Origin of the sequence: Paraburkholderia rhizosphaerae (assembly GCF_004366595.1) — a bacterium.
Lineage (GTDB): Bacteria > Pseudomonadota > Gammaproteobacteria > Burkholderiales > Burkholderiaceae > Paraburkholderia > Paraburkholderia rhizosphaerae.
Map to the genome: position 1 here is coordinate 16579 of NZ_SORE01000042.1, position 21607 is coordinate 38185.

Here is a 21607-nt window from a genome sequence, read left to right on the forward strand (position 1 = left end):
CGGAATTCAGGCGGAACGCCGGCACGCGCTGAACAGCGATGCGCTGCGCGCATGCGGCGCGCGGGACCGGCACACGGTCGAGATACATACTGCGGCGCACACCGCCGCGCACGCCGATCGCCCGCCCAAATGGGGGCTAGACGGCGGGTTTCAAGGGGTCATGACGCGCGCCGCATCACGCTGTCCATATACTCGCCGAGGAACGCGGGCAGCGCCGGGTCGCCGCAATTCGCGACATTAAAACGCATCCACGTGGTGGGCGACTGCTGCGGCGAAAAGAGGCTGCCCGGCGTCAGCAGGAAGCCGGCTTCGTGCCCGGCGGCGGCCAGCGCATCTGCGTCGACGCCGGTATCGGCCCATACGAACACGCCCGCGCCGGGCGTCAGGAACAACCGCATGCCCGTCTTTTCGAGCATCCGGCACGCCTTGTCGCGCACGCCGTCCAGACGCGCGCGCAGCCGTTCGACGTGGCGCCGGTAGTGTCCTTCGGTCAGGATTTTGTACAGCACGCGCTCGTTGAGTTCCGGCGTCGTCATGTTGACGAGCATCTTCTGGTCCGCCACCGCCTGCGCAATCTCCGGCGCGCACGCGATAAAGCCGACCCGCAGGTTCGCCGCGAGCGTCTTCGAAAAGCTGCCCATGTAGATCACGCGTTTCAGCTGATCGAGACTCGCGAGGCGCGTGGCCGGATAGCCGGGCGGGCACAGGTCGCCGTAGATATCGTCTTCGACGACAATGAAGTCGTACTCCTCGGCCAGACGCAGGATGCGAAACGCCTGTGCAGCCGTCAGCGACGTGCCGGTCGGATTCTGTAGCACCGAATTGATCACGAGCATTTTCGGCCGCCAGGTCTGCACGAGCGTTTCGAGCGCGTCGAGATCGGGGCCCTCGGGCGTGTACGGCATGCCGACCAGGTGCGCGCCTTGCGACGCGATGCGTCCGAACATCTGGAACCATGCCGGATCGCCGACGATCACCGCGTCACCGGGCTGCACATAGAGCCGCGACAGCAGGTCGATGCCTTGTGTGATGCCGGACACGAGCACGATGCTCTCGGGCGATGCGCCGATCTCGAGTTCCTCGAGCCGCGTCTGCAATTGCTGGCGCAACGGCAGAAACCCTTGCGGCGTGCCGAAGCCGAGCATCTGCGCGCCGCTTTGACGGCCGAGCGTACGCAGCGCGCCGGTGATCAGTTCGCCGTCCAGCCAGCGCGACGGCAAATAACCGAGGCCGGGTCCGCGTTCAGGTTGCGTCGACGTATGCAGCATATTGCGCAACAGCCAGACCACGTCGATCGTGCTCGGGCCAGGCGCGGCCTCGCTCGCCGCGCGACGCTCGCCCGGCATCGGTGCGGCCAGACGTTCGCGCACATAGAAGCCCGAACCGCGCCGCGAATCCAGATAGCCCTGCGCGACAAGCCGCTCGTACGCCTCGACGACGGTAAAGCGCGACACGCCTTTGTCAATCGCGAGCTTGCGGATCGACGGCATGCGCATGCCGGGACGAAACACGCGTTCGTCGATGCGGCGGCGCGCCCATTGGACGAGTTGATCGACCAGCGTCAGCGACGACGCGTCGTGCGGGGCGGGGATCTGTTCGAGCGGGACGGACATGGGTGACTCCAACTGTACAGAAGACTACCTGCGCGATTGTACCGTTACTGTGTTGGTAGCAGACGCTACATTCGACTTTCATTGGACGCGAAAACTGGGACCGGTCCGGCCTCGACGGTTGCCCGGGTTCGCGTGGCAGCCGCTTGCGCGATGGATTTACCGGAGGAAACTTTAAATACCCAGGCTGCGGCGCTGCGCATAGCCCGGCCGCCACCTGAGCGGGTATTCTTGAACATTTCACCGCAATCACGTGCGCCACCGCGCAACGTATTGCTGTCCGCCCCGCCGCGTCACAACTGTTCTTTCGATCCACCATGACTGTCCATTCGCTTCGCCTCGATCATCTCGTCGTCTCGGCCCGCACGCTCGACGAAGGCACGCAATATGTCGCCGACGCGCTCGGCGTCGCGCCGTCCGGCGGCGGTACGCATCCGCTGATGCGCACCGCTAACCGGCTGTTGAATCTGTGGGACGGCACGTATCTCGAGGTGATCGCGGTCGATCCGGACGCGCCCGAACCGGCGGCCGGCGCCGCGCGTGCCCGCCTGTTCGCGCTCGACGATCCGGCGGTCGCCGCACGCGTCGCGAATGGCCCGTACCTGTCGCACTGGGTCGCGCGGGTGGAACGGCCGAAAGACCTCGCGCGCTGGCGAGCGCAATACCCACAACGAATTGCGCCGGTCGTGCCGATGACACGCGGCGATTTTACGTGGAGCCTGACGGTGCCGGACGATGGCGCGTTCCCGAGCTGGCAGAACGCCGGCGACGGCATCCTGCCGAGCCTGATCCAGTGGGACACGGCGCTGCATCCGTCGGCGCGCCTGCCTGAATCGGGCATTGCGTTGAAGTCGCTCAGCGCGATGCATCCGCGCGCCGACGTGATCGCCGCGCAACTCGACTGGCTCGGCGCCGCGCATCTGATCAAGCTCGTCAATACCGGCAGCACGCCCGCGCTACTCGCCGAATTTGAAACACCGAGCGGTATGCGCACGCTCAAATAAGCCGTCCCGGCGCGGTCCGCGCGCCGTTGCAACAGATAACACCGATCGGAGATCCGCACGCCATGAATTCGCGCGAAACCCAAGGTATGCTGCTCGGCCTCGTCGGCGTGATGGTATTCAGTCTCACGCTGCCGATGACGCGCATCGTCGTCGCCGAATGGCATCCGCTGTTAAACGGCCTCGGCCGCGCGCTGGTTGCATCCGTGCCGGCGGGCGTGCTGCTCGCATGGCGCCGCGAACGCCTGCCGAACTGGGCGCAGTTGAAAAGCCTGTGCGTCGTGTCGCTCGGTGTGATCATCGCGTTTCCGGTATTTTCCGCGTGGTCGATGAAGTACGTGCCGGTGTCGCATGGCGCGGTGGTCAACGGCCTGCAGCCGCTGTGCGTCGCGATCTACGCGGCGTGGCTGTCGCATGAGCGGCCGTCCAGGCTGTTCTGGCTCAGCGCGGTTGCGGGTAGCGCAATCGTCGTCGCGTTTGCACTGCAGGCGGGCCACGGTGCATTACAGGCCGGCGATCTGCTGATGCTGGTCGCAGTCGGCATCGGCGCGCTCGGTTACGCGGAAGGCGCGCGCCTCGCGAAGCAGATCGGCGGTTGGCAGGTGATCTGCTGGGCGCTCGTCGTCTCCGCGCCGTTTCTCGTGCCGCCGGTTGCGTGGCTCGCATGGCATCAACATCTGCTGCACGCGGCGCCGGTGCCCATGAGAGTCTGGCTCGCGTTCGGCTACGTATCGTTCTTTTCGCAGTTTCTCGGCTTCTTTGCGTGGTACGCGGGACTCGCGATGGGCGGCATCGCGCGGGTCGGCCAGGTGCAACTGCTGCAAATCTTCTTCACGATGGCTTTTTCGGCGCTGTTCTTTGGCGAAAGCGTTGCGCCGTCGACGTGGCTGTTCGCCGCCGCGGTCATTGCGACCGTGATGCTGGGCCGCCGCGCGGTCGTGCATCCGGCGCCGCGCGCGGTACGCGCGGGATAAACGGACCCTGCGCGCAAGTCCCGGCGCGACGTGCGACGCGATTGCGCCGGGCAAACCCATGATCACCGTTTCAATCCGCACGTTTCGCGCGGCGCGGTTTCAGCATCATTCAGGAATCACATCAACACTCGCCGATGAGGAGCGACAACATGGACCAAAGCGACCTGACCAACGTGAGCGCGCGCTCGTGGCAACTGTCCGAACGCGCGCGCAAGCTCACCAGCTCCGCCATCCGCGAAATCCTTAAGGTTACCGAACGGCCCGAGGTCATTTCGTTCGCAGGCGGCTTGCCGGCGCCGGTCACGTTCCCCGCGGAACAGATGCGCGCGGCGTCCGACCGGATCTTGCGCGATGCGCCCGCGGCCGCGCTTCAATACAGCGCCACTGAAGGCTACATGCCGCTGCGCGAATGGATCGCAGCGCGCTATTCGCAAGGCAACGTGCAGATCCGTGCCAGCCAGGTGCTGATCACGACCGGCTCGCAACAAGCGCTCGATCTGCTCGGCAAAGTGCTGGTGTGCCCGCAAAGCCCGGTGCTCGTCGAAACGCCGACCTACCTGGGCGCGTTGCAATCGTTCTCGCTGTACGAGCCGCACTACGTGCAGCTGTCCACCGACGACGCCGGCCTGATCCCAGCGGCGTTGACGCCCGAGCTGACCGCCGGCGCGCGGCTGCTGTACGCGCAGCCGAATTTCCAGAACCCGACCGGCCGCCGGCTGCCGCTCGAGCGCCGGCGCGAGCTCGCCGCGTTCGCGCAGAACGCGGCGTTCCCGGTCGTCGAAGATGACCCGTACGGCGCGCTCGATTATCGCGGCGAGCCGCTGCCGACGCTGCTGTCGATGGCGCCCGAGCACATCGTGCACCTCGGTTCGTTCTCGAAGGTGCTCGCGCCGGGCTTGCGCGTCGGCTACATCATCGCGCCCGAAGAATTGCACTTCAAACTCGTGCAGGCCAAGCAGGCGACCGATCTGCATACGCCGAGCTTCACGCAGCGCATCGTCCACGAAGTCGTGAAGGACGGCTTCCTCGACACGCATGTGCCGACCATTCGCGCGCTGTATCGCGAGCAATGCGCGGCGATGCTCGCGGCGCTCGAGCGATATATGCCCGAAGGCGTCACGTGGAATCGGCCCGAGGGCGGCATGTTCGTGTGGGCACAACTGCCCGCCGCGATCGATACAATGAAGCTGCTCGAAGACGCGGTCGCGCAAAACGTCGCATTCGTGCCGGGCGCGCCGTTCTTCGCGAACGAAGCGCAGCGCAATACGCTGCGCCTGTCGTTCGTCACCGTGCCACCCGAAAAAATCGATGCCGGGATCGCGCGCCTCGCGGCGCTGATACGCGCACGCATCTGAAAGCGCGCCGGAATCGCATCCGCGCCGCCCGGCAACCGGCGGCGCTACCATTCACCTTTTCCACTTGCCGAAAGGATTCGTCATGGCTCAAGCAAACGTATACGACAAACTGAAGGAACTCGGCGTCGAATTGCCGACCGCCGGCGCACCGGCCGCCGCCTATGTGATGAGCGCGCAAAGCGGCAACACCGTGTATCTGTCGGGCCATATCGCGAAGAAAGACGGCAAGCCGTTTGTCGGCAAGCTCGGCGATAACCTGACGACCGAACAGGGCAAAGCCGCCGCGCGTTCGATCGCAATCGACCTGATCGCCACGCTTCACGCGCATGTCGGCGATCTGAACCGCGTGACGCGCATCGTGAAGGTGATGAGCCTCGTGAATTCGACGCTCGCGTTCACCGAGCAGCATCTCGTGACCAACGGCGCATCCGAATTCTTCGTCGACGTGTTTGGCGAGCGTGGCAAGCATGCGCGCTCCGCGTTTGGCGTCGCGCAGATCCCGCTTGGCGCGTGTGTCGAGATTGAACTGATCGCGGAAGTCGCCTGACGCCCCAATTCAAATCATGCGAAGCGGCCGCGCGCGGGCCGCTCGCAGCGCATGTCCCTGCCCTTCACGAGAAAGCCCGATGACCTCTCGCACGGTCCGCTTCAAACAGGTCGACGTTTTCACGTCGGTGCCGTTCAAGGGCAACCCGCTTGCCGTCGTATTCGATGCCGACGACCTCGCTAGCGAACAGATGCAGGCCATCGCGCACTGGACCAATCTGTCGGAGACCACGTTCCTCTGCAAACCGACCGATCCGGCCGCCGACTATCGCGTGCGCATCTTCACGCCGGCGCGCGAGCTGCCATTCGCGGGCCATCCGACACTCGGCACCGCGCATGCACTGCTCGAAAGCGGCTATCGTCCGCGGCAAGCAGGGCGACTGGTTCAGCAATGCGGCGTCGGTCTGGTCGAACTCGTGCCGCTCGGCGCAACCGATAACGCGGACGCGCCGCACACCGCAGCATGGGCGTTTGCCGCGCCGCCCGCGCACATCACGCCGTTGCCCGGCACGCAACACGCGGCGCTCACCGCCGCATTGCGCACCGATGCAATCGACTTCAGCGCACCGCCATACGGTGTCAACAATGGCGCGCCGTGGCTCGTCGTGCGGCTCGCGTCGGCGGCGGCCTGCCTTGCGCTCGATCCCGATGCCCGTGCGCTCGCGGACATCGCGCACGCGGTCGACTCGCATGGTGTCGCCGTATACGGTCCGCATCCGGCGGACGGCCCCGCCACATTCGAGGTGCGCTGCCTGATGACCGGCGACGCATTCGGTGTCGGGGAAGACCCGGTGACCGGCAGCGCGAACGCCGCGCTCGCTTGCCTGCTCAGCGCGCAGCAGCGTCGGCCGGGCGAGCGCTACACGGTCCGGCAAGGGACCGCGCTTGGCCGCGCGGGCGACGTCGCGGTTCACTATGACGATGCAGCCGGCAAGGTCTGGATTGGCGGCGCATCGGTCACCGTCGTCGACGGCACGTTCCGGCTCGGTAAGGTACGGGTGCCTGCGTAAGCCGCATTAGCCGCATTAACCGCATGATGCGAACCGCGCATGCAACGCACGTCGCGAGCTTCGACTCCACACAGTCGGCCTTCACGAAATTGAAATAAATTGATGTATTGCCGGTATAGCGAATTCGCATAGCAGACACCGGCTATGCAAACCACGTCGCCTCCTTTCGTTTCATGCAACAAGCATCGGCTAGTTCGCATCGGAATACAAACTTATTGCAGCGGCAGGTCCTATTGATGCAAGTGCCCACGGAAAGACCGCTGAACGGTTACTCCGACACCTTGCGTTCAGCCGTCGAAACGCCCGCCGGACGCGGCTCTGCGGACAGCTCGTCCAGCCTGTCGGAACACGTTGCGCGCGCCTTCGGAAGCGCGCGTATACCCGATGCCACAACGCTTTCTTAATCCTTAGGCATTCAGTAATATCGAACGTAACCGATGACCACCGGATGGTTCGGCACGACGCCCCCGCCGCTTTCCGCAGCAATTGCGGTACTTCGCTTAGCATGCAGCCCCCCCGGGTACCTATAGCGCGGTCGTCGATCGAAACATAATCACTGCCGTCAGACACAGGGTCACGGTCATTCGATGAATCAGTTCCCACCGTCCAGCGCACGCGAAGCCAGGCACCGGCACGATCCGGCCGCCTCGCGCCGTCGCGCGTTGCTCGCGATACCGGCGCTCGGCGTGCTGGTGCTCGTGTTGCTGTGGACCGTGATCTTCGCGCGCCTGTCGGTTGAGAAAGAGTCCACTTATCGGGAAGCGATGGCGTCGGCCGGTATTCTGTCCGCTGCGCTCGAACAACATACGGTGAAGGCGATCCATCAGGTCGACCAGATCACGCGCTTCGTCAAATACGAGTTCGAAAAATCGCCGGGCCGCTTCGATCTGGCGAGCACAGTCGAGAAAGGCGTCGTGCAAAGCGAGACGCTCGTGCAGGTATCGTTGATCGACGAGCACGGCAAGCTCGTCGCGAACACCGCCGAACCGAATCCGAAACCGATCGATCTGTCAGACCGCGAGCACTTCAAGGTACATGAGCACGAGAACGACGATCAGTTGTACATCAGCAAGCCGGTGCTAGGCCGCGTATCGGGCCACTGGACGCTGCAGATGACGCGCCGTCTCAATCACCAGGACGGCTCGTTCGCGGGCGTCGTGGTGGTCTCCGAAGACCCGAGCTACTTCACGAGCGACTTCTATAACAACGCGGCGATCGGCCGCGACGGCGTGATCGCGGTGATCTCCGACAACGGCACCGTGCTCGCGCGCCGCACCGGCAGCGACGAGCGCGCCTCCGGCGTATTCACCGCGAGCGGCACGTATCCGACCTCCGAGCATGTGTCGGGCACCTACATCGATCCGATCGACAAGGTCACGCGTATCGTTTCGTACCGGCATATCGATGGTTATCCGCTTGGCGTGCTGGTCGGTCTGTCGCAGGCCGAAGAATTTGCCGACTACAACCATACGCGCAACGTCTATCTGCTGATGGCGAGCTTTATCTCGCTCGCGATGCTCGGTTTCTTCGCGGTCGCAACCGGGCTGATCGGCAAACTACTCGGCCGCGAGCGCGAGATGACGCATCTGGTCGAATACGATCTGCTGACCGGGCTGCGCAACCGCTATTCGACGCTGCAAATCCTGCATCATGAAGTGTCGCAGACATCGAATGTCGGGCGCCTCGCGATCCTGTTTATCGATCTGGACAACTTCAAGACCGTCAACGACACGCTCGGCCACAACGCCGGCGATATCGTGCTGCAAATGACCGCGGCGCGCCTGGCCGACGCGGTCTCCGACCAAGGCACGCTGTCGCGTATCGGCGGTGACGAGTTTGTCGTGATCGTCAAGGGCGATGACGTCGAAGAGCGCGCGGTCGCGGCGGCCGAGGCGGCGTCGGCCGTATTCGCGAAACCGTTCGAAGTACGCGGCAGCACCTTCGTGCTGCATGCGAGTATCGGCATCGCGCTGTATTCGATTGCGAACGAAAGCGAAATCGACCTGCTGAAAAAGGCCGATCTCGCCATGTACAGCGCCAAGGATGCAGGCAAGAACTGCTACCAGTTCTACTCGCCGCAGTTGTCGCATCGCGCCGACCATTTGATGAAGTGGGAACAGCAACTGCGTATTGCACTCGCCGACGGCCAGTTGTTCCTCGCCTATCAGCCGAAAATCGACCTGACGCGCCGCTGCATCACCGGCTTCGAGGCGCTGGTGCGCTGGAACCACCCACAGCATGGGCTGATACCAGCGAATGAATTTATTCCGGTCGCCGAATCGACTGGCCTGATCGTGCCGATCGGCGACTTCGTGATCCAGACCGCGTGCCGGCAGCTTGCGATCTGGCAGCAGCAAGGGTATGAATCGCTGTCGCTCGCGGTCAATATTTCGGCGGTGCAATTCTGGCGCGGCGATCTGTTCGACACGATCGCGCGCGCGATCGAGGATAGCGGCATCCCCGCGCGCCGCCTCGAACTCGAAATCACCGAGACCGCGATGATGGAATTTCCGGACCTCGTATCGGAGAAGATCTTCGCGTTAAAGCGCCTCGGCGTGCGCATCGCGCTCGACGATTTCGGCACCGGCTACTCGTCGCTGTCCTATCTGAACCGTTTCTCGGTCGATACCTTGAAGGTGGACCGCTCGTTCGTACAGGCCATTCCGGGCGACCGGAGCGTCTGCGTGATGGTGACCGCGATCGTCAATCTCGCGCGCTCGCTCGGTTTGACCGTGGTCGTCGAAGGCACCGAAACCGAAGAACAGATCGCGTGGCTCGCCGCGCTCGGGCATATCGAAGCGCAAGGCTTCCTGTTCTCGCGGCCGGTGCCGGCCGATGGAATTCCGGCGCTGCTCGAGCGTTTTGGCGTATGTGGGATGCGCACGCGTCAGCCATCGCGCGAACGCAGCGACGACGACAGCACCAGCGACGCGCCGAGTACCAGCGGCCAGTCCGTCTGAACTCCGCCCTACCAGACGGCGCGCGGTAAGCGCTTCGGAGTCCGGCCAGTTCCGCCCGCGCGTCATTGCGCATCACCTGCCTATCAATCAGGCACGCGCGAATACTGCCGGTCAGGATGATAACCACAGGAGAGACGGCGGCCGCCGCATGCCCGCCGCGCATCAGCATGCAAACGATGACGACCGACCACGCGACGCGCCGTGACGATCGCGAACCGCTATGGACGCTGTTCCGGGTCGTATTCGGACTGTCCGCGCTCTCATGGGGCGGCCTCGCGCTGATGGCGCAGCTCGAGAATCACTATGTCGAGCGCGAGGCCAGATTGTCGCGCGTTGCATTCTCCGATCTGATCGCGCTCGCATGGATGGTGCCGGGGCCGGTCGGCTGCAACGTCGCGGTGCAGCTGGGTCACGCATTGCGCGGCCGCGCCGGCGCATGGATCGCCGGCATCGCTAGCGTGTTGCCGTTCTTTATGCTGATGACCATATTCGCGATTTTCTACCGGACGCCGCTGGTGCGCGCCGCCGCATCGCAGACCTTGCTCAATCACTTCAACGTCGTGCTCGCGATGCTGATCGCACTCACCTGGTACAAGCAGACTCGCACACTGGTGCGCGCACCGCTCGAATGGGGCGCGGCCGTGCTGGCCTGCGTCGTGCTGTTCTATGCGCACAGCGCCGCCGCATATGTCGTGATGCTCGGCATCGCATTTGCGGCCGGCTGGCTGAGCAGTTCGGTGCGTGGGATGCGCATCACGACATCGATTACCGCGAACGACTGGCGGCTGCTCGCCGCGCTCACCGTGCTGGTCGCGCTGTTCGCGCTGCCGCTGCCGCATCGCTACGAACTCGCGCTGCTGTGGCCGCGGCTCGCGGGTGCCGGCATGACGCTGTTCGGCGGCGGTTTTTCCGCATTGCCGGTACTCAAGACGCTATTTGTCACACCCGCGACCGGCCTGTCCGATAGCGACTTCACGCTGGCGTTTTCGCTGTCGCCGCTGTCGCCCGGGCCGCTTCTGAACGTCGTCCCGTTCTTCGGCTATCTGATCGACGGCTGGCCCGGCGCGCTGATCGCGACGCTCGCGCTGTTCGTGCCGTCCGGATGCCTCGCGGTGTTCGCTCAGCGGCATCTGCATCAGTTGCGCGCGCATCCGCGTTTTGAACGCGGCATGCGCGTGCTGCGCGCGGCCACCACCGCGTTTCTCGCGCTCGCGGTGCTGCGCATCGCGCGGCATGTGCCGTTCGAACCGGTCTATCTCGCGACCGCGCTGTTTTCAGGGATGTGCCTCGCGAAACTCAAATTACCGGTTTATATCGTCTATGGAACGGTCGCGCTCGCGTGCGCGGCGTGGCTGTTGTCCGGGCATCCGCTGTGAGCGTGCGATTTTGAATTGACCGGGCGCCAAGCTCAGCGTGAACCCATCACGTGATGAGGAAACCGGGGAATACGTCGCCCATTCAGGTGTTTTAAAGGAGACTCGCCTGAACGTACGAGGGCCGCCATGACCGATTCGATTACCCGCGACGATACGTCGATCCAACCCGGCAAAACGCTGCGCATGCTGGGTGTGTTCGAAGAGTACTTCTGGCTGCTGCGGCAGCGCTTGCCACGCACGATGGTCGTGGCCGCCGAGGTGCAGGGGCGAACCACGATCGAGCAATGGCGCGCCGCGCTTCGCGCGCTGCAAGCGCATCACGCGATTCTATCGGCGCGGATTCGTCAGAAGCCGGGCTTCCGGCCGTCGTTCGAGTTCGTACCGGACGCACCGCTTGCGTTGAAGGTCGTGCCGAGCGAGTCCGGCACGCGTCTGTTCGAACTGATCTCCGCCGAACTCGCGACGCGTTTTGCGCCCGATCGCGCGCTGCTGAGCGCGTCGATCCTTTACGGCCGCGATCGCACGACACTCGTGCTCGGTGCCGATCACGCGGCGCTCGACGGCACTTCGCTGATCCTGCTGATTCGCGACCTGTTGCGCGCGCTGGCCGGTGAAGCGCTGGGCGATCCCTGTGCGATGCCGCCGTCGCACGATCAACTGCTCGGGCTGCGTATGAGCGACCAGTATGCGTTCGCCATGCTGCCGCGGATTGCGCGCAATCGCGATGTTGATCAACGTCAAGCTGAACGGCGCGGATCGGAACCGCTCGCCGACGCGTCGCTTGCCGCGGACGACGAGCAACCGCTGCTCCAGCAGATCTGGCTCGAACCGTCGGTGACATCGTTGGTGGAACGCGTCGCGCGCAATCAGCACGCGACCGTGCACGGCACGTTGTGCGCAGCCGTGATGCTCGCCGGACGCGCGCTATCGCGATCATGGCGAGACAATACGATCCGTTGCTCGAGTTCGATCGACACGCGTGCGCTGTTTGGCGCGAACGAGCAACTTGGCCTGTTTCCGGAGCAGCGCTGCACGGAGCTCGATCCTTCCACGATTTCATCGTTCTGGGACCTGGCACGCACCGTCACGCAGAACCTCGCGATGCGCACGACTCACGCCGAGTCCGCCGGCGGCTTTTCGTGGCCGGTGCTCGATATGATCTCGGCCGGCGCCGACCCGGACCGGCTCGTGATAGGCAGCCGCCAGCGGGCGCCGACGTTGAGAGTCGACAACTATGGGCAGTTGTCCATTCCGTTGGAATACGGGCGCTTGCGCATCAAATGGGTGACGCCGGTCGCGATGCATGGCGCGCCGCATACGCAGAGCATCTCGGTTGCGAGTGTCGATGGCTTGCTGTGCATGACCAATGTCAGCGCCGAGCCCGTGCCGTCACTGCTTGGCAACGCGCGGCGCTTGCTGCTCGCGCAACTGGACCCGTCGGATTGACGCTCGTGCGACGCGCTTTTAAAACCCGCGCGACATCACCGCGACGCCGATCGTCACCACCCCCAGCACCAGATTGACGATCACGAGGCGCCGCACGGTCGCGACCGCACGCGCGCCGTCCGGCCACTTCTGCGCCTGCACGGCGCGGCGAATGCGAGGAAACACCGCAAAGCGCAGGTGCCCGAAGATCAGCATCATCACGATGCCAAGGCCTGCCATCGTATGCAGCTGCCACGACGCATGCGCGCCGCCGTACTGCGAAAGCAGGAAGCCGCCGGACAGCAGGATCACGATCACGGACACGCCGACCCAGTTGAAGAACCGCGAGAAGACGGACTCCCACAACGGCAACCGCAACTGCGGCGACAGATCGCCGAGCGCCGGCCGCAGGCAGAAATTCGCGAACACCATGCCGCCGATCCAGACGGCGACGCCGAGCAGGTGGAGAAAGAGCGCGATTTCGATCGCTTTAGTCATTCGTTTTCCTTTGTCGTATCGGTGCGGCACAACCGCCAGATTGCGCGTTCGACCGCCTACGTGCTGCGCAGTTCATCGCGCGATGGGATTGCGATGTCCGCCGCATCCGCATCCCGCTCCGATCCGGGCGCCCCGCCGCCCTTTCCGCCCGCGTTAGCCGTCGATCGCCGGCCGCAACGCGATGACCTTAAGCTTCGTATCCGGCTTGTGTCCCTTGCGTGCGCGCTTGCCGACATGCGCCGCGAGCGCGCGCCCGGCCAGCACTTCCTCGCCCGGCTTGCCGCCACGTCCCGTGCCGATCAGCACGACACCCGCTTTGCCGATCGCCAGCGCCTGCGCAAGCGTTTCGTTCGCATCGAGCCCCATCAGCGTGACGCCCCGGCCGCCGCCCGACAGCGTCTTCATCTCGTCGAGACCGAACACGAGCATGCGCCCCGTGCTCGACAGGCAAGCGACCTGCGTCGCATCCGGCAGCATCGGCATCGGCACGAGCGGGCTCGCGCCTTCGTCGATCGTCATAAACGACTTGCCCGCCTTCACGCGGCTCACCATATCGCCGAGCTTCGCGATAAAGCCGAAGCCGTTGCTCGACGCGAGCAGCAGCGCCTGGTCGCCGGTCGCCGCGTAGTAGTGCATCAAGTGCGTGCCCGATTCGAGTTCGATCATCGTCGTGACCGGCACGCCGTCGCCGCGTCCGCCCGGCAACTGGCTCACCGCGACCGAATAGACGCGTCCGTTGCTGCCCCACGCGACCAGCGTATCGGGTGTGCGGCACTGGAACGCCGCATAAAGCCCGTCGCCCGCCTTGAACGTGAAGCCGGCCGGATCGAGCCCGTGCCCCTTCAACGCACGCACCCAGCCCTTTTGCGACACGACCACGGTCACCGGCTCGTCGACCACGCGCGCTTCGAAGGTCGCGCGCTTGTCCTGCTGGATCAGCGTGCGGCGCTCGTCGCCGACCTGCTTCGCGTCGGCTTCGATTTCCTTGATCAACAAGCGCTTCATCGCGCTTTCGCTGCCGAGCAGTTCTTCGAGCTTCGCTTTTTCGTCGCGCAGTTCGGCCAGTTCTTTCTCGATCTTGATCTTTTCGAGCCGCGCCAACTGACGCAGCCGGATATCGAGGATGTCGTCCGCCTGGCGCTCCGACAGCTTGAACGCTTCGATCAGCGCGGCCTTCGGCTCGTCGGACTCGCGGATGATCCGGATCACTTCGTCCAGATTCAGGAAGACGATCATCCGGCCTTCGAGAATATGGATGCGGTCGTTGACCTTGCCGAGCCGGAACTGTGTGCGCCGCGTGACCGTGGTGAAACGGAAGCCGACCCACTCGTGCAGGATCTCGCTGATGCCCTTCTGCCGCGGCCGGCCGTCGGCGCCGACCATCACCAGATTCAGCGGCGCATTCGATTCGAGACTCGTATGCGCGAGCAGCGTGTTGACGAATTCGGTCTGATCGATGCGGCTCGACTTCGGCTCGAACACGAGGCGTACCGGCGCGTCCTTGCCGGATTCGTCGCGTACCGCGTCGAGCAGCCCGAGCAGCGTCTGCCTGGTCTGCAGCTGTTCGGGCGTGAGCGACTTCTTGCCGAGCTTGATCTTCGGGTTCGTCTGCTCCTCGATTTCCTCGAGCACTTTCTGGCACGACGTGTTCGGCGGCAGTTCGTTGATTACGAGCTGCCACTGGCCGCGCGCGAGCTCTTCGATTTTCCAGCGCGCGCGCACTTTCAGGCTGCCGCGGCCGGCTTCGTACGCGGCCGAGATCTCGGCTTCGCTCGAAATGATCTGGCCGCCGCCCGGGAAGTCCGGCCCCGGCAGATGCTGCATCAGCTCCGCGTGCGTGATCTTCGGATGACGGATCATCGCAACCGCGGCCGCCGCGACTTCGCGCAGGTTGTGCGACGGAATCTCGGTGGCGAGGCCGACCGCAATGCCCGACGCGCCATTGAGCAGCACGAATGGCAGCCGCGCGGGCAGCAACTTCGGTTCTTCGAACGAGCCGTCGTAGTTCGGCATGAAATCGACCGTGCCCTGGTCGATTTCATCGAGCAGCAGTTTCGCGATCGGCGTGAGGCGCGCTTCGGTGTAGCGCATCGCCGCGGCGCCGTCGCCGTCGCGCGAGCCGAAGTTGCCCTGGCCGTCGATCAGCGGGTAGCGCATCGAGAAGTCCTGCGCGAGACGCACCAGCGCGTCGTACGCGGACTGGTCGCCGTGCGGGTGATACTTGCCGAGCACGTCGCCGACCACGCGCGCCGACTTCACCGGCTTCGCGTTGTCGGACAGGCCCATCTCGTTCATCGCGTACAGGATGCGGCGCTGCACGGGCTTTTGCCCGTCGCAGACGTCGGGCAGCGCGCGGCCTTTGACGACGCTGACCGCGTACTCGAGATACGCCTGCTCCGCATAGTGACCGAGGGTTAACGAATCGCCCGGGGGAGGCTCCTGCTCGAATAGATCGGGAGTGTTGTCTTCCATCTATGTTCCGTGTCTGTTGTAGCCGTGCGTGGCGTCGTTCGCCTGGTTGTCCGCGTTGCCCAGTTGCGTTGTCATCCGCTTCGTCATCGGACTCGCCGGCTTTTTTTCACGCGGCGTGCGCGCGACTTTGCATCAATCTCAATCAAGCTCAAATATCCGCTTCGACCTCATTGCCCTTTTCTTCGAGCCAGCTGCGCCGCGACGCCGCTTCACCCTTGCCCATCAGCATCGTCATGCGCGCGACGGTCGCATCGAAGTCGAGTTCGCCGAGCGCCACCGGCGACAAACGCCGTGTATCCGGGTTCATCGTCGTGTCCCACAGCTGCTCGGCGCTCATTTCGCCCAGGCCTTTGAAGCGGCTGATGGTCCACTGTGTTTCGCGCAGACCGTCCTTGCGCAGCTTGTCGAGAATCGCTTCGAGTTCGCCGTCGTCGAGCGCGTACAGTTTCTGAGCAGGCTTTTTGCCGCGCGCGGGCGCATCGACGCGAAACAACGGCGGCCGCGCGACGTACACATTGCCGCGTTCGATCAGTTGCGGGAAGTGCTTGAAGAACAGCGTGAGCAGCAACACCTGGATATGCGAGCCGTCGACGTCCGCATCCGACAGAATGCAGATCTTGCCGTAGCGCAGGTTCGACAGATCGACGTTATCGTCCGGATTGTGCGGGTCGACGCCGATCGCGACCGAGATGTCGTGCACCTCGTTGTTCGCAAACAGACGATCGCGCTCGGTTTCCCATGTGTTGAGCACCTTGCCGCGCAACGGCAGGATGGCCTGGAATTCCTTGTCGCGGCCCATCTTCGCGGAACCGCCGGCGGAATCGCCTTCGACGAGAAACAGCTCATTGCGGTCGATTTCAGTCGATTCGCAGTCGGTCAGCTTGCCCGGCAGCACGGCGACGCCGGAGCTCTTGCGCTTTTCGACCTTCTGGCCCGCGCGCGTGCGAGCTTGCGCCTGCTTGATCACGAGGTCGGCGAGCTTCTTGCCGTGCTCGACGTGCTGGTTCAACCACAGTTCGAGCGCCGGGCGCGCGAACGACGACACCAGCTTCACCGCGTCGCGGCTATTCAGGCGCTCCTTGATCTGGCCTTGGAACTGCGGATCGAGCACCTTCGCCGACAGCACGAACGACACGCGTGCGAACACGTCTTCGGCCAGCAGCTTCACGCCTTTGGGCTGCAGGTTGTGCAATTCGACAAAGCTCTTGACCGCCTGAAACAGGCCGTCGCGCAAGCCCGCTTCGTGCGTGCCGCCCGCGGGCGTCGGAATCAGGTTCACATACGACTCGCGCGTGAGCGGCCCTTCCTCGCTCCATGCGACGACCCAGGCCGCGCCTTCGCCCTCGGCAAAGGTCTCCTCGTTCGAGCGCGAGCTTTCCGCGTAGCGCTCGCCTTCGAACAGCGGGATCAGCAGGTCGCTGCCGGCCATGCCTTCGAGCAGATAGCCGCGCAGACCGTCTTCGTACTTCCAGCTTTGCCGCTCGCCGGTTTTTTCGTTGACGAGCACGACTTCGACGCCGGGCAGCAGCACCGCCTTCGAACGCAGCAGACGTTGCAGTTCGCCGACCGGCAGGTTCGGCGAATCGAAGTATTTCGGGTTCGGCACGACGGTGACGCGCGTGCCGGACTTCTTTTCGCCACGGTCAGCGGCGCGCACTTTCAGCGCCTTGACGACGTCGCCGTTCGAAAAACCGAGTTCGGCGACTTTGCCGTCGCGCCAGACAGTGACATCGAGATGCGTCGACAGCGCGTTGGTGACCGACACGCCGACGCCGTGCAGGCCGCCGGAGAACGTGTACGCGCCGCCGGCGGCTTTATCGAATTTGCCGCCCGCATGCAGCCGCGTGAACACGATCTCGACGACCGGTACGCCTTCTTCGGGATGCAGGCCGAACGGAATGCCGCGACCGTCATCGTCGACGGAGACCGACTGGTCGGCGTGCAGCGTGACGGTGATCTGCTTGCCGAAGCCGCCGAGCGCTTCGTCCGACGAGTTGTCGATCACTTCCTGAATGATATGCAGCGGATTCTCGGTGCGCGTATACATGCCGGGCCGCTGCTTGACCGGCTCGAGGCCTTTGAGCACCTTGATCGACGCTTCGCTATACCCAGCGTTTGCCGCGTTTGACTTCTTCGTAGACATGGTTTGCTCGATCCGTCGGTTCATCGTTGTCCACAAGTCCTGTGGACATCTGCGTGGACAATGCGTTGAATTTTCAAAAAAAGCGAAACGAAACAACGGAATGGAACGGTTGCCCGACACACAGGCAGTCCTGCCCGGTTGCGGCCCGCCCGCTGCGCCCACGCACGCGGTGGGGTCGCGCACGTGGACTGCCACGGTCCGCAGCAGATTCGCGGGTATTGTACTGATTTCGATGCGCGCGGCAATTTGGATTGGGCAGGATTGGCCATCTGGCGGAGGCCGCGCGCGTCATTCTGATGATTTTTCTTGCCGGTTTCCGACTGCGCGCATCGGCTTTCCGCGCTTGTTTCGGTTACTTTCCTTTACTTTCCAACTCATTCCACCGCTCCAGCGCCGCCATCAACTCCTCGTCGATCTGCGCGTAGCGCTGCGTGAGGCGCGTGCCTTCCTGCGCATCTTTTGTGAAGATCGAACCGTCCTCGAGCTGCGCGCCAATGGTTTTCTGCTCGCGTTCCAGCGCCGCAATCCGTTCGGGCAGCGCGTCCAGCTCGCGTTGCTCCTTGTACGACAATTTCACCGCGCGTTGAGCATTACGGCCGGCCGCGCTGTCTTTCGACGCTGCTTCCTTTACCGGTTCTTTCGGCGCGTCGCGCTGCGCGAGCTGCTCCGAGCGCGCGCTTTGCGTCTGCCAGTCGGTGAAGCCGCCGACATACTCGCGCCACTTGCCCTCGCCTTCGGACGCGATCACCGACGTGACCACGTTGTCCAGAAACGCGCGGTCGTGGCTGACTAGCAGCACGGTGCCGTCGTAGTCGGTCAGCAGTTCTTCAAGCAATTCGAGTGTCGGAATGTCGAGATCGTTGGTGGGTTCGTCGAGCACCAGCACGTTCGCCGGGCGCGCGAACAGCCGCGCCAGAAGCAGCCGGTTACGCTCGCCGCCCGACAATGACTTGACCGGCGAGCGCGCACGCTCCGGCGCGAACAGGAAGTCGCCGAGGTAGCTCATCACGTGTTTCTTCGCGCCGTTGATCTCGACCCAGTCGCTACCCGGGCTGATCGTGTCGGCGAGGCTCTTTTCCTGATCCAGTTGCGCGCGCATCTGATCGAAATAGGCGACCTGCAGGTTCGTGCCGACCCGCACGCGTCCTTCGTCTGGCTGCAGTTCGCCGAGAATCAGCTTGAGCAGCGTCGTTTTGCCCGCGCCGTTCGGACCGACCAGACCGATCTTGTCGCCGCGCATCAGCGTCGCCGAGAAGTGATCGACGACCGTGCGCGCGCCGAAGCGCTTCGTCACATCGGTCAATTCCGCGACGATCTTGCCGGACTTTTCGCCCTGCGCGACGTCGAGCTTCACATTGCCTTGCACATTGCGGCGCTCGGCGCGCTCGTTGCGCATCTGCACGAGCCGCGCGATGCGGCCGACGCTGCGCGTGCGGCGCGCTTCGACACCTTTGCGAATCCACACTTCCTCCTGGGCGAGCAGCTTGTCGAACTTGTCGTTTTCGATGCGTTCGACTTCGAGTTGCTGCGCTTTGCGCGTCTGATAAGCGGAGAAGTTGCCCGGATACGACAGCAGCCGGCCGCGATCGAGCTCGACGATGCGCGTGGCGATGCGATCGAGAAACGCGCGATCGTGCGTGATAAACAGCAGACCCGCGCGTTGTCCGAGCAGCAGTTCTTCGAGCCAGCGGATACCGTCGAAGTCGAGGTGATTGGTCGGTTCGTCGAGCAGCAGCACATCCGGCTGCACGACTAGCGCCTGCGCGAGCGCGACGCGCTTTTGCATACCGCCCGACAGTGCGCCGACCTGCGCGCCGCCATCGAGGCCGATCTGCTGCAGCGTCGTGGACACGCGCGTACGCCAGTTCCATGCATCGGTGGTGTCGAGCGACGATTGCAGCGTGTTCATCCGCGCGAGCAGCGTGTCGTGTTGCGGGCCTTCAGGCGTGTCCGCAAGCGCGTGCGCGACGTGGTCGTATTCGTCGAGCAGTTCGCGCGCATGCGCGAGACCGCCCGCGACCGCGTCGAACACCGACGCGCCCGCTTCGAACTCGGGCTCCTGCGGCACGTAGACGCTAACGACATGCTGTTGACGGGTGATCAGCCCGTCGTCGGGTTTGGCGAGGTCGGCGACGATTTTCAGCAGCGACGATTTGCCGGCGCCGTTACGTCCGATCAAGCCGACACGCTCACCGGCTTCGAGGGAAAAATCCGCGTGATCGAGCAACGCGACGTGGCCGAACGCGAGTTGCGCGTCCGAAATGGTGTAAAGCGACATGAAAGAGAGGTCAACGGCGACGAGGCGAAACGCTCATTGTACCGGGCGGCATGCGTGATGTTTGCAGCCACGCATGCCGTTGCCTGACTTCGCGCGCGTTGCTTCGTGTGGAATTACTTCACGTGGATGGTGATGGTTTTGCTCCAGTCCGGACCGTACGACTGGTGTGCGCCATCGCCGAACTGCAGCGTCAGCGTGTGGTCGCCCGGCGGCAGAGTGAGCTCCGTTTCCTTCTGCCCTTTGCCGAAGTGCAGCGACTTGTCGCTGACCGGAATCACGGTGCCTTTCGGCACCGGCTGGCCGTCGATTAACAGATGATGATGGCCGGTGCCTTCGGACATCGTGCCGGCCGGTGCGATTTTCATGCCTTCGACTGCGAATCTGACATGGACCGGATTGCTCACGGTCGCGCCGTCTTTCGGTTCGATAAACGATACGTCGCCGGCAGCCCGCGCAACACCCGACGCGAGCAGCAGCCCGGCGCATAGCGCGCTGGCCAGCCATCTGTTCGTGAACATCGTGTTCTCCTTGAGAAAGCGGCCTGATACAGCGGCAAGGGGCACGGAAAGGCCGCGCTGTAAAGAATACACCGGTGAAATGTACGTCATGCGGCACGGCGGTATGGGGGTCTTGTCGGCGCAACCGTGGTCGCGGATGCGGACGTGCGGCGCTATGACCGGGGGCGTCCAGGCGATTTCCGGTAAACTTGGCGGTTTGGCGCGCGTGCCCTTTCGAGGCAATAGCGCACGCGTGGATCAAGCGTTCTGAATAGTGGATGAGTGCGTCGTGAGTGAAGTCGTCGAATACAAGAGCTGGGTCTGCCTGATCTGCGGCTGGATTTATAGCGAGGAAGAAGGTTTGCCGGAAGAAGGCATCGCAGCGGGCACCCGTTTCGCTGAGATTCCTGACGACTGGCGCTGCCCGTTGTGCGATGTGAGCAAGTCGGAATTTGCTGTCGTGGAGTTTTGAACGGTTTCACGGGATTCGGGTTGACGTCATCTCCCGCCCATCCAGCTTTGTTATACTCTGGCCCCTGCGGCTTGCTTGCGCCGTTCAAAGGTCCTCTCCCCGTAGTTCAATGGATAGAACAAGTGCCTCCTAAGCGCTAGATACAGGTTCGATTCCTGTCGGGGGGACCATCCCGCCTCACGTATTTCCGGCGCTCCCGGGCCGGCACCAGCCGGTCGGATTCGCCCGTCTCTACGGCCTGCTCGCCAGCCGCCCGCGATCGCAAACATGCGAATTCCACGCGAAGGCGCTCCCGCCTGAATGGTATGCAGCCGCGTCGGCGACCATCGCGAGCGCGAGCCTTCCGACGTCGACCGTCGATTTGCCATCGCTGAACCGGATCGGCGCCTCGGTCCATTTGCGGCAATCCGCGTCGGCCGTGTCCGACGACTTCGCCGTCATGCTGTAGTTCAGATTGTCCTTGATCACATCCGCATGGACCGCAGTCGACGCAAAAGCGAGCAAAGCGATAACGAGACGTTGCGGTTTCATCGTTTTATGCCGTGTGCACGATCAATCGGCGATCCGGGTTTGGTTGAATGGATGTTTTGAATAGTACTCGCAGGTGGAGAATATCGCCGGAGTTCAAATCGGCATAGGGGACAGCCATAAGGCCGTACCCCTGCCACACCACCCGGCGTGCGGGTCCGCACCGGGCGGTTCGGGAAGTTGAGGTTATGAGAGGCGTGGCACGCCCAGCCGATCGAAGTATGCGAGGGTCAGCACGCTATTCAGCAGCTTGCCGCTGTTACGCCACCAGGAGCCTGTCAGATTTTTAGTGTGTCGAGGTCATGAGACGATAACGGAAATAACGTCCTATGACCGAAACAACAGTGACCAAGAAGAGCAGGAACCCGAAAGCGCCGAAGCTGTTCCCCGATGAAGTGATCGACCAGTTGCTGGCGCAGGTACAGAACAAGGATGCCGAGTCGATTCTGGGCGAATCGGGCG

The 21607-nt window shown here is 63.7% G+C and carries 16 protein-coding genes, 1 tRNA gene and 1 pseudogene; 11 read left to right on the forward strand and 7 right to left on the reverse strand.

Annotation, left to right across the window (positions count from 1 at the left end):
• Nucleotides 1–158: 158 nt before the first annotated feature.
• Nucleotides 159–1613, reverse strand: a complete 1455-nt coding sequence (locus BX592_RS32015) for an aminotransferase-like domain-containing protein (protein ID WP_134197279.1) — start codon at nt 1611–1613, stop codon at nt 159–161.
• 314 nt (nt 1614–1927) lie between these two features.
• Between BX592_RS32015 and BX592_RS32020 the strand changes: the two genes are divergently transcribed.
• From BX592_RS32020 to BX592_RS32055, 8 genes are all read left to right on the forward strand, one after another.
• Nucleotides 1928–2614, forward strand: coding sequence for a VOC family protein (locus tag BX592_RS32020; protein WP_134197280.1), 687 nt, complete (start codon nt 1928–1930; stop codon nt 2612–2614).
• Between the two features lie 62 nt (nt 2615–2676).
• Nucleotides 2677–3585, forward strand: coding sequence for a DMT family transporter (locus tag BX592_RS32025; RefSeq protein ID WP_134197281.1), 909 nt, complete (start codon nt 2677–2679; stop codon nt 3583–3585).
• A 149-nt stretch (nt 3586–3734) separates the two neighbouring features.
• Entirely contained in the window at nt 3735–4940 is a 1206-nt protein-coding gene (locus tag BX592_RS32030; RefSeq protein WP_134197282.1) for an aminotransferase-like domain-containing protein, read from the forward strand.
• Between the two features lie 82 nt (nt 4941–5022).
• Complete coding sequence (locus tag BX592_RS32035; RefSeq protein ID WP_134197283.1) at nt 5023–5487, forward strand: RidA family protein; 465 nt, start codon at nt 5023–5025, stop codon at nt 5485–5487.
• A gap of 79 nt (nt 5488–5566) precedes the next feature.
• Nucleotides 5567–6496 (forward strand): PhzF family phenazine biosynthesis protein, encoded by a 930-nt coding sequence (locus BX592_RS32040; RefSeq protein WP_134197284.1) that lies wholly within the window; start codon nt 5567–5569, stop codon nt 6494–6496.
• A 587-nt stretch (nt 6497–7083) separates the two neighbouring features.
• Nucleotides 7084–9456, forward strand: coding sequence for a bifunctional diguanylate cyclase/phosphodiesterase (locus BX592_RS32045; protein ID WP_134197285.1), 2373 nt, complete (start codon nt 7084–7086; stop codon nt 9454–9456).
• 167 nt (nt 9457–9623) lie between these two features.
• Nucleotides 9624–10832, forward strand: a complete 1209-nt coding sequence (locus BX592_RS32050; protein WP_134197286.1) for a chromate transporter — start codon at nt 9624–9626, stop codon at nt 10830–10832.
• A 126-nt stretch (nt 10833–10958) separates the two neighbouring features.
• Nucleotides 10959–12278 carry a hypothetical protein gene (locus BX592_RS32055; RefSeq protein ID WP_134197287.1) on the forward strand — a complete coding sequence of 440 codons (1320 nt, stop codon included), beginning with the start codon at nt 10959–10961 and terminating at the stop codon, nt 12276–12278.
• An 18-nt stretch (nt 12279–12296) separates the two neighbouring features.
• Here the strand turns inward: BX592_RS32055 and BX592_RS32060 are convergent, their stop codons facing one another.
• The 5 genes from BX592_RS32060 to BX592_RS32080 all read right to left on the reverse strand — a co-directional run bounded on the left by BX592_RS32060 (nt 12297) and on the right by BX592_RS32080 (nt 20166).
• Entirely contained in the window at nt 12297–12755 is a 459-nt protein-coding gene (locus BX592_RS32060; protein ID WP_134197288.1) for a CopD family protein, read from the reverse strand.
• Nucleotides 12756–12908: 153 nt separating this feature from the next.
• Complete coding sequence (gene parC, locus BX592_RS32065) at nt 12909–15227, reverse strand: DNA topoisomerase IV subunit A (protein WP_134197289.1); 2319 nt, start codon at nt 15225–15227, stop codon at nt 12909–12911.
• Between the two features lie 148 nt (nt 15228–15375).
• Entirely contained in the window at nt 15376–17370 is a 1995-nt protein-coding gene (locus BX592_RS32070) for a DNA topoisomerase IV subunit B (protein ID WP_134197290.1), read from the reverse strand.
• A gap of 352 nt (nt 17371–17722) precedes the next feature.
• Nucleotides 17723–19648, reverse strand: a complete 1926-nt coding sequence (locus BX592_RS32075; RefSeq protein ID WP_134197291.1) for an ATP-binding cassette domain-containing protein — start codon at nt 19646–19648, stop codon at nt 17723–17725.
• A gap of 113 nt (nt 19649–19761) precedes the next feature.
• Nucleotides 19762–20166: a DUF4399 domain-containing protein gene (locus tag BX592_RS32080; RefSeq protein WP_134197292.1), complete on the reverse strand. Its 405-nt coding sequence runs from the start codon at nt 20164–20166 to the stop codon at nt 19762–19764.
• Nucleotides 20167–20434: 268 nt separating this feature from the next.
• Between BX592_RS32080 and BX592_RS32085 the strand changes: the two genes are divergently transcribed.
• Nucleotides 20435–20617, forward strand: a complete 183-nt coding sequence (locus tag BX592_RS32085; RefSeq protein WP_134197293.1) for a rubredoxin — start codon at nt 20435–20437, stop codon at nt 20615–20617.
• A gap of 95 nt (nt 20618–20712) precedes the next feature.
• A tRNA-Arg gene (locus BX592_RS32090) sits at nt 20713–20787 on the forward strand.
• Nucleotides 20788–20848: 61 nt separating this feature from the next.
• Here BX592_RS32090 and BX592_RS32095 read toward each other — a convergent pair.
• Nucleotides 20849–21148, reverse strand: coding sequence for a hypothetical protein (locus BX592_RS32095; RefSeq protein ID WP_134197294.1), 300 nt, complete (start codon nt 21146–21148; stop codon nt 20849–20851).
• Between the two features lie 326 nt (nt 21149–21474).
• Here BX592_RS32095 and BX592_RS34725 point away from each other — a divergent pair.
• Nucleotides 21475–21607 (forward strand): annotated as a pseudogene (locus BX592_RS34725) (IS256 family transposase); the annotation flags it as partial.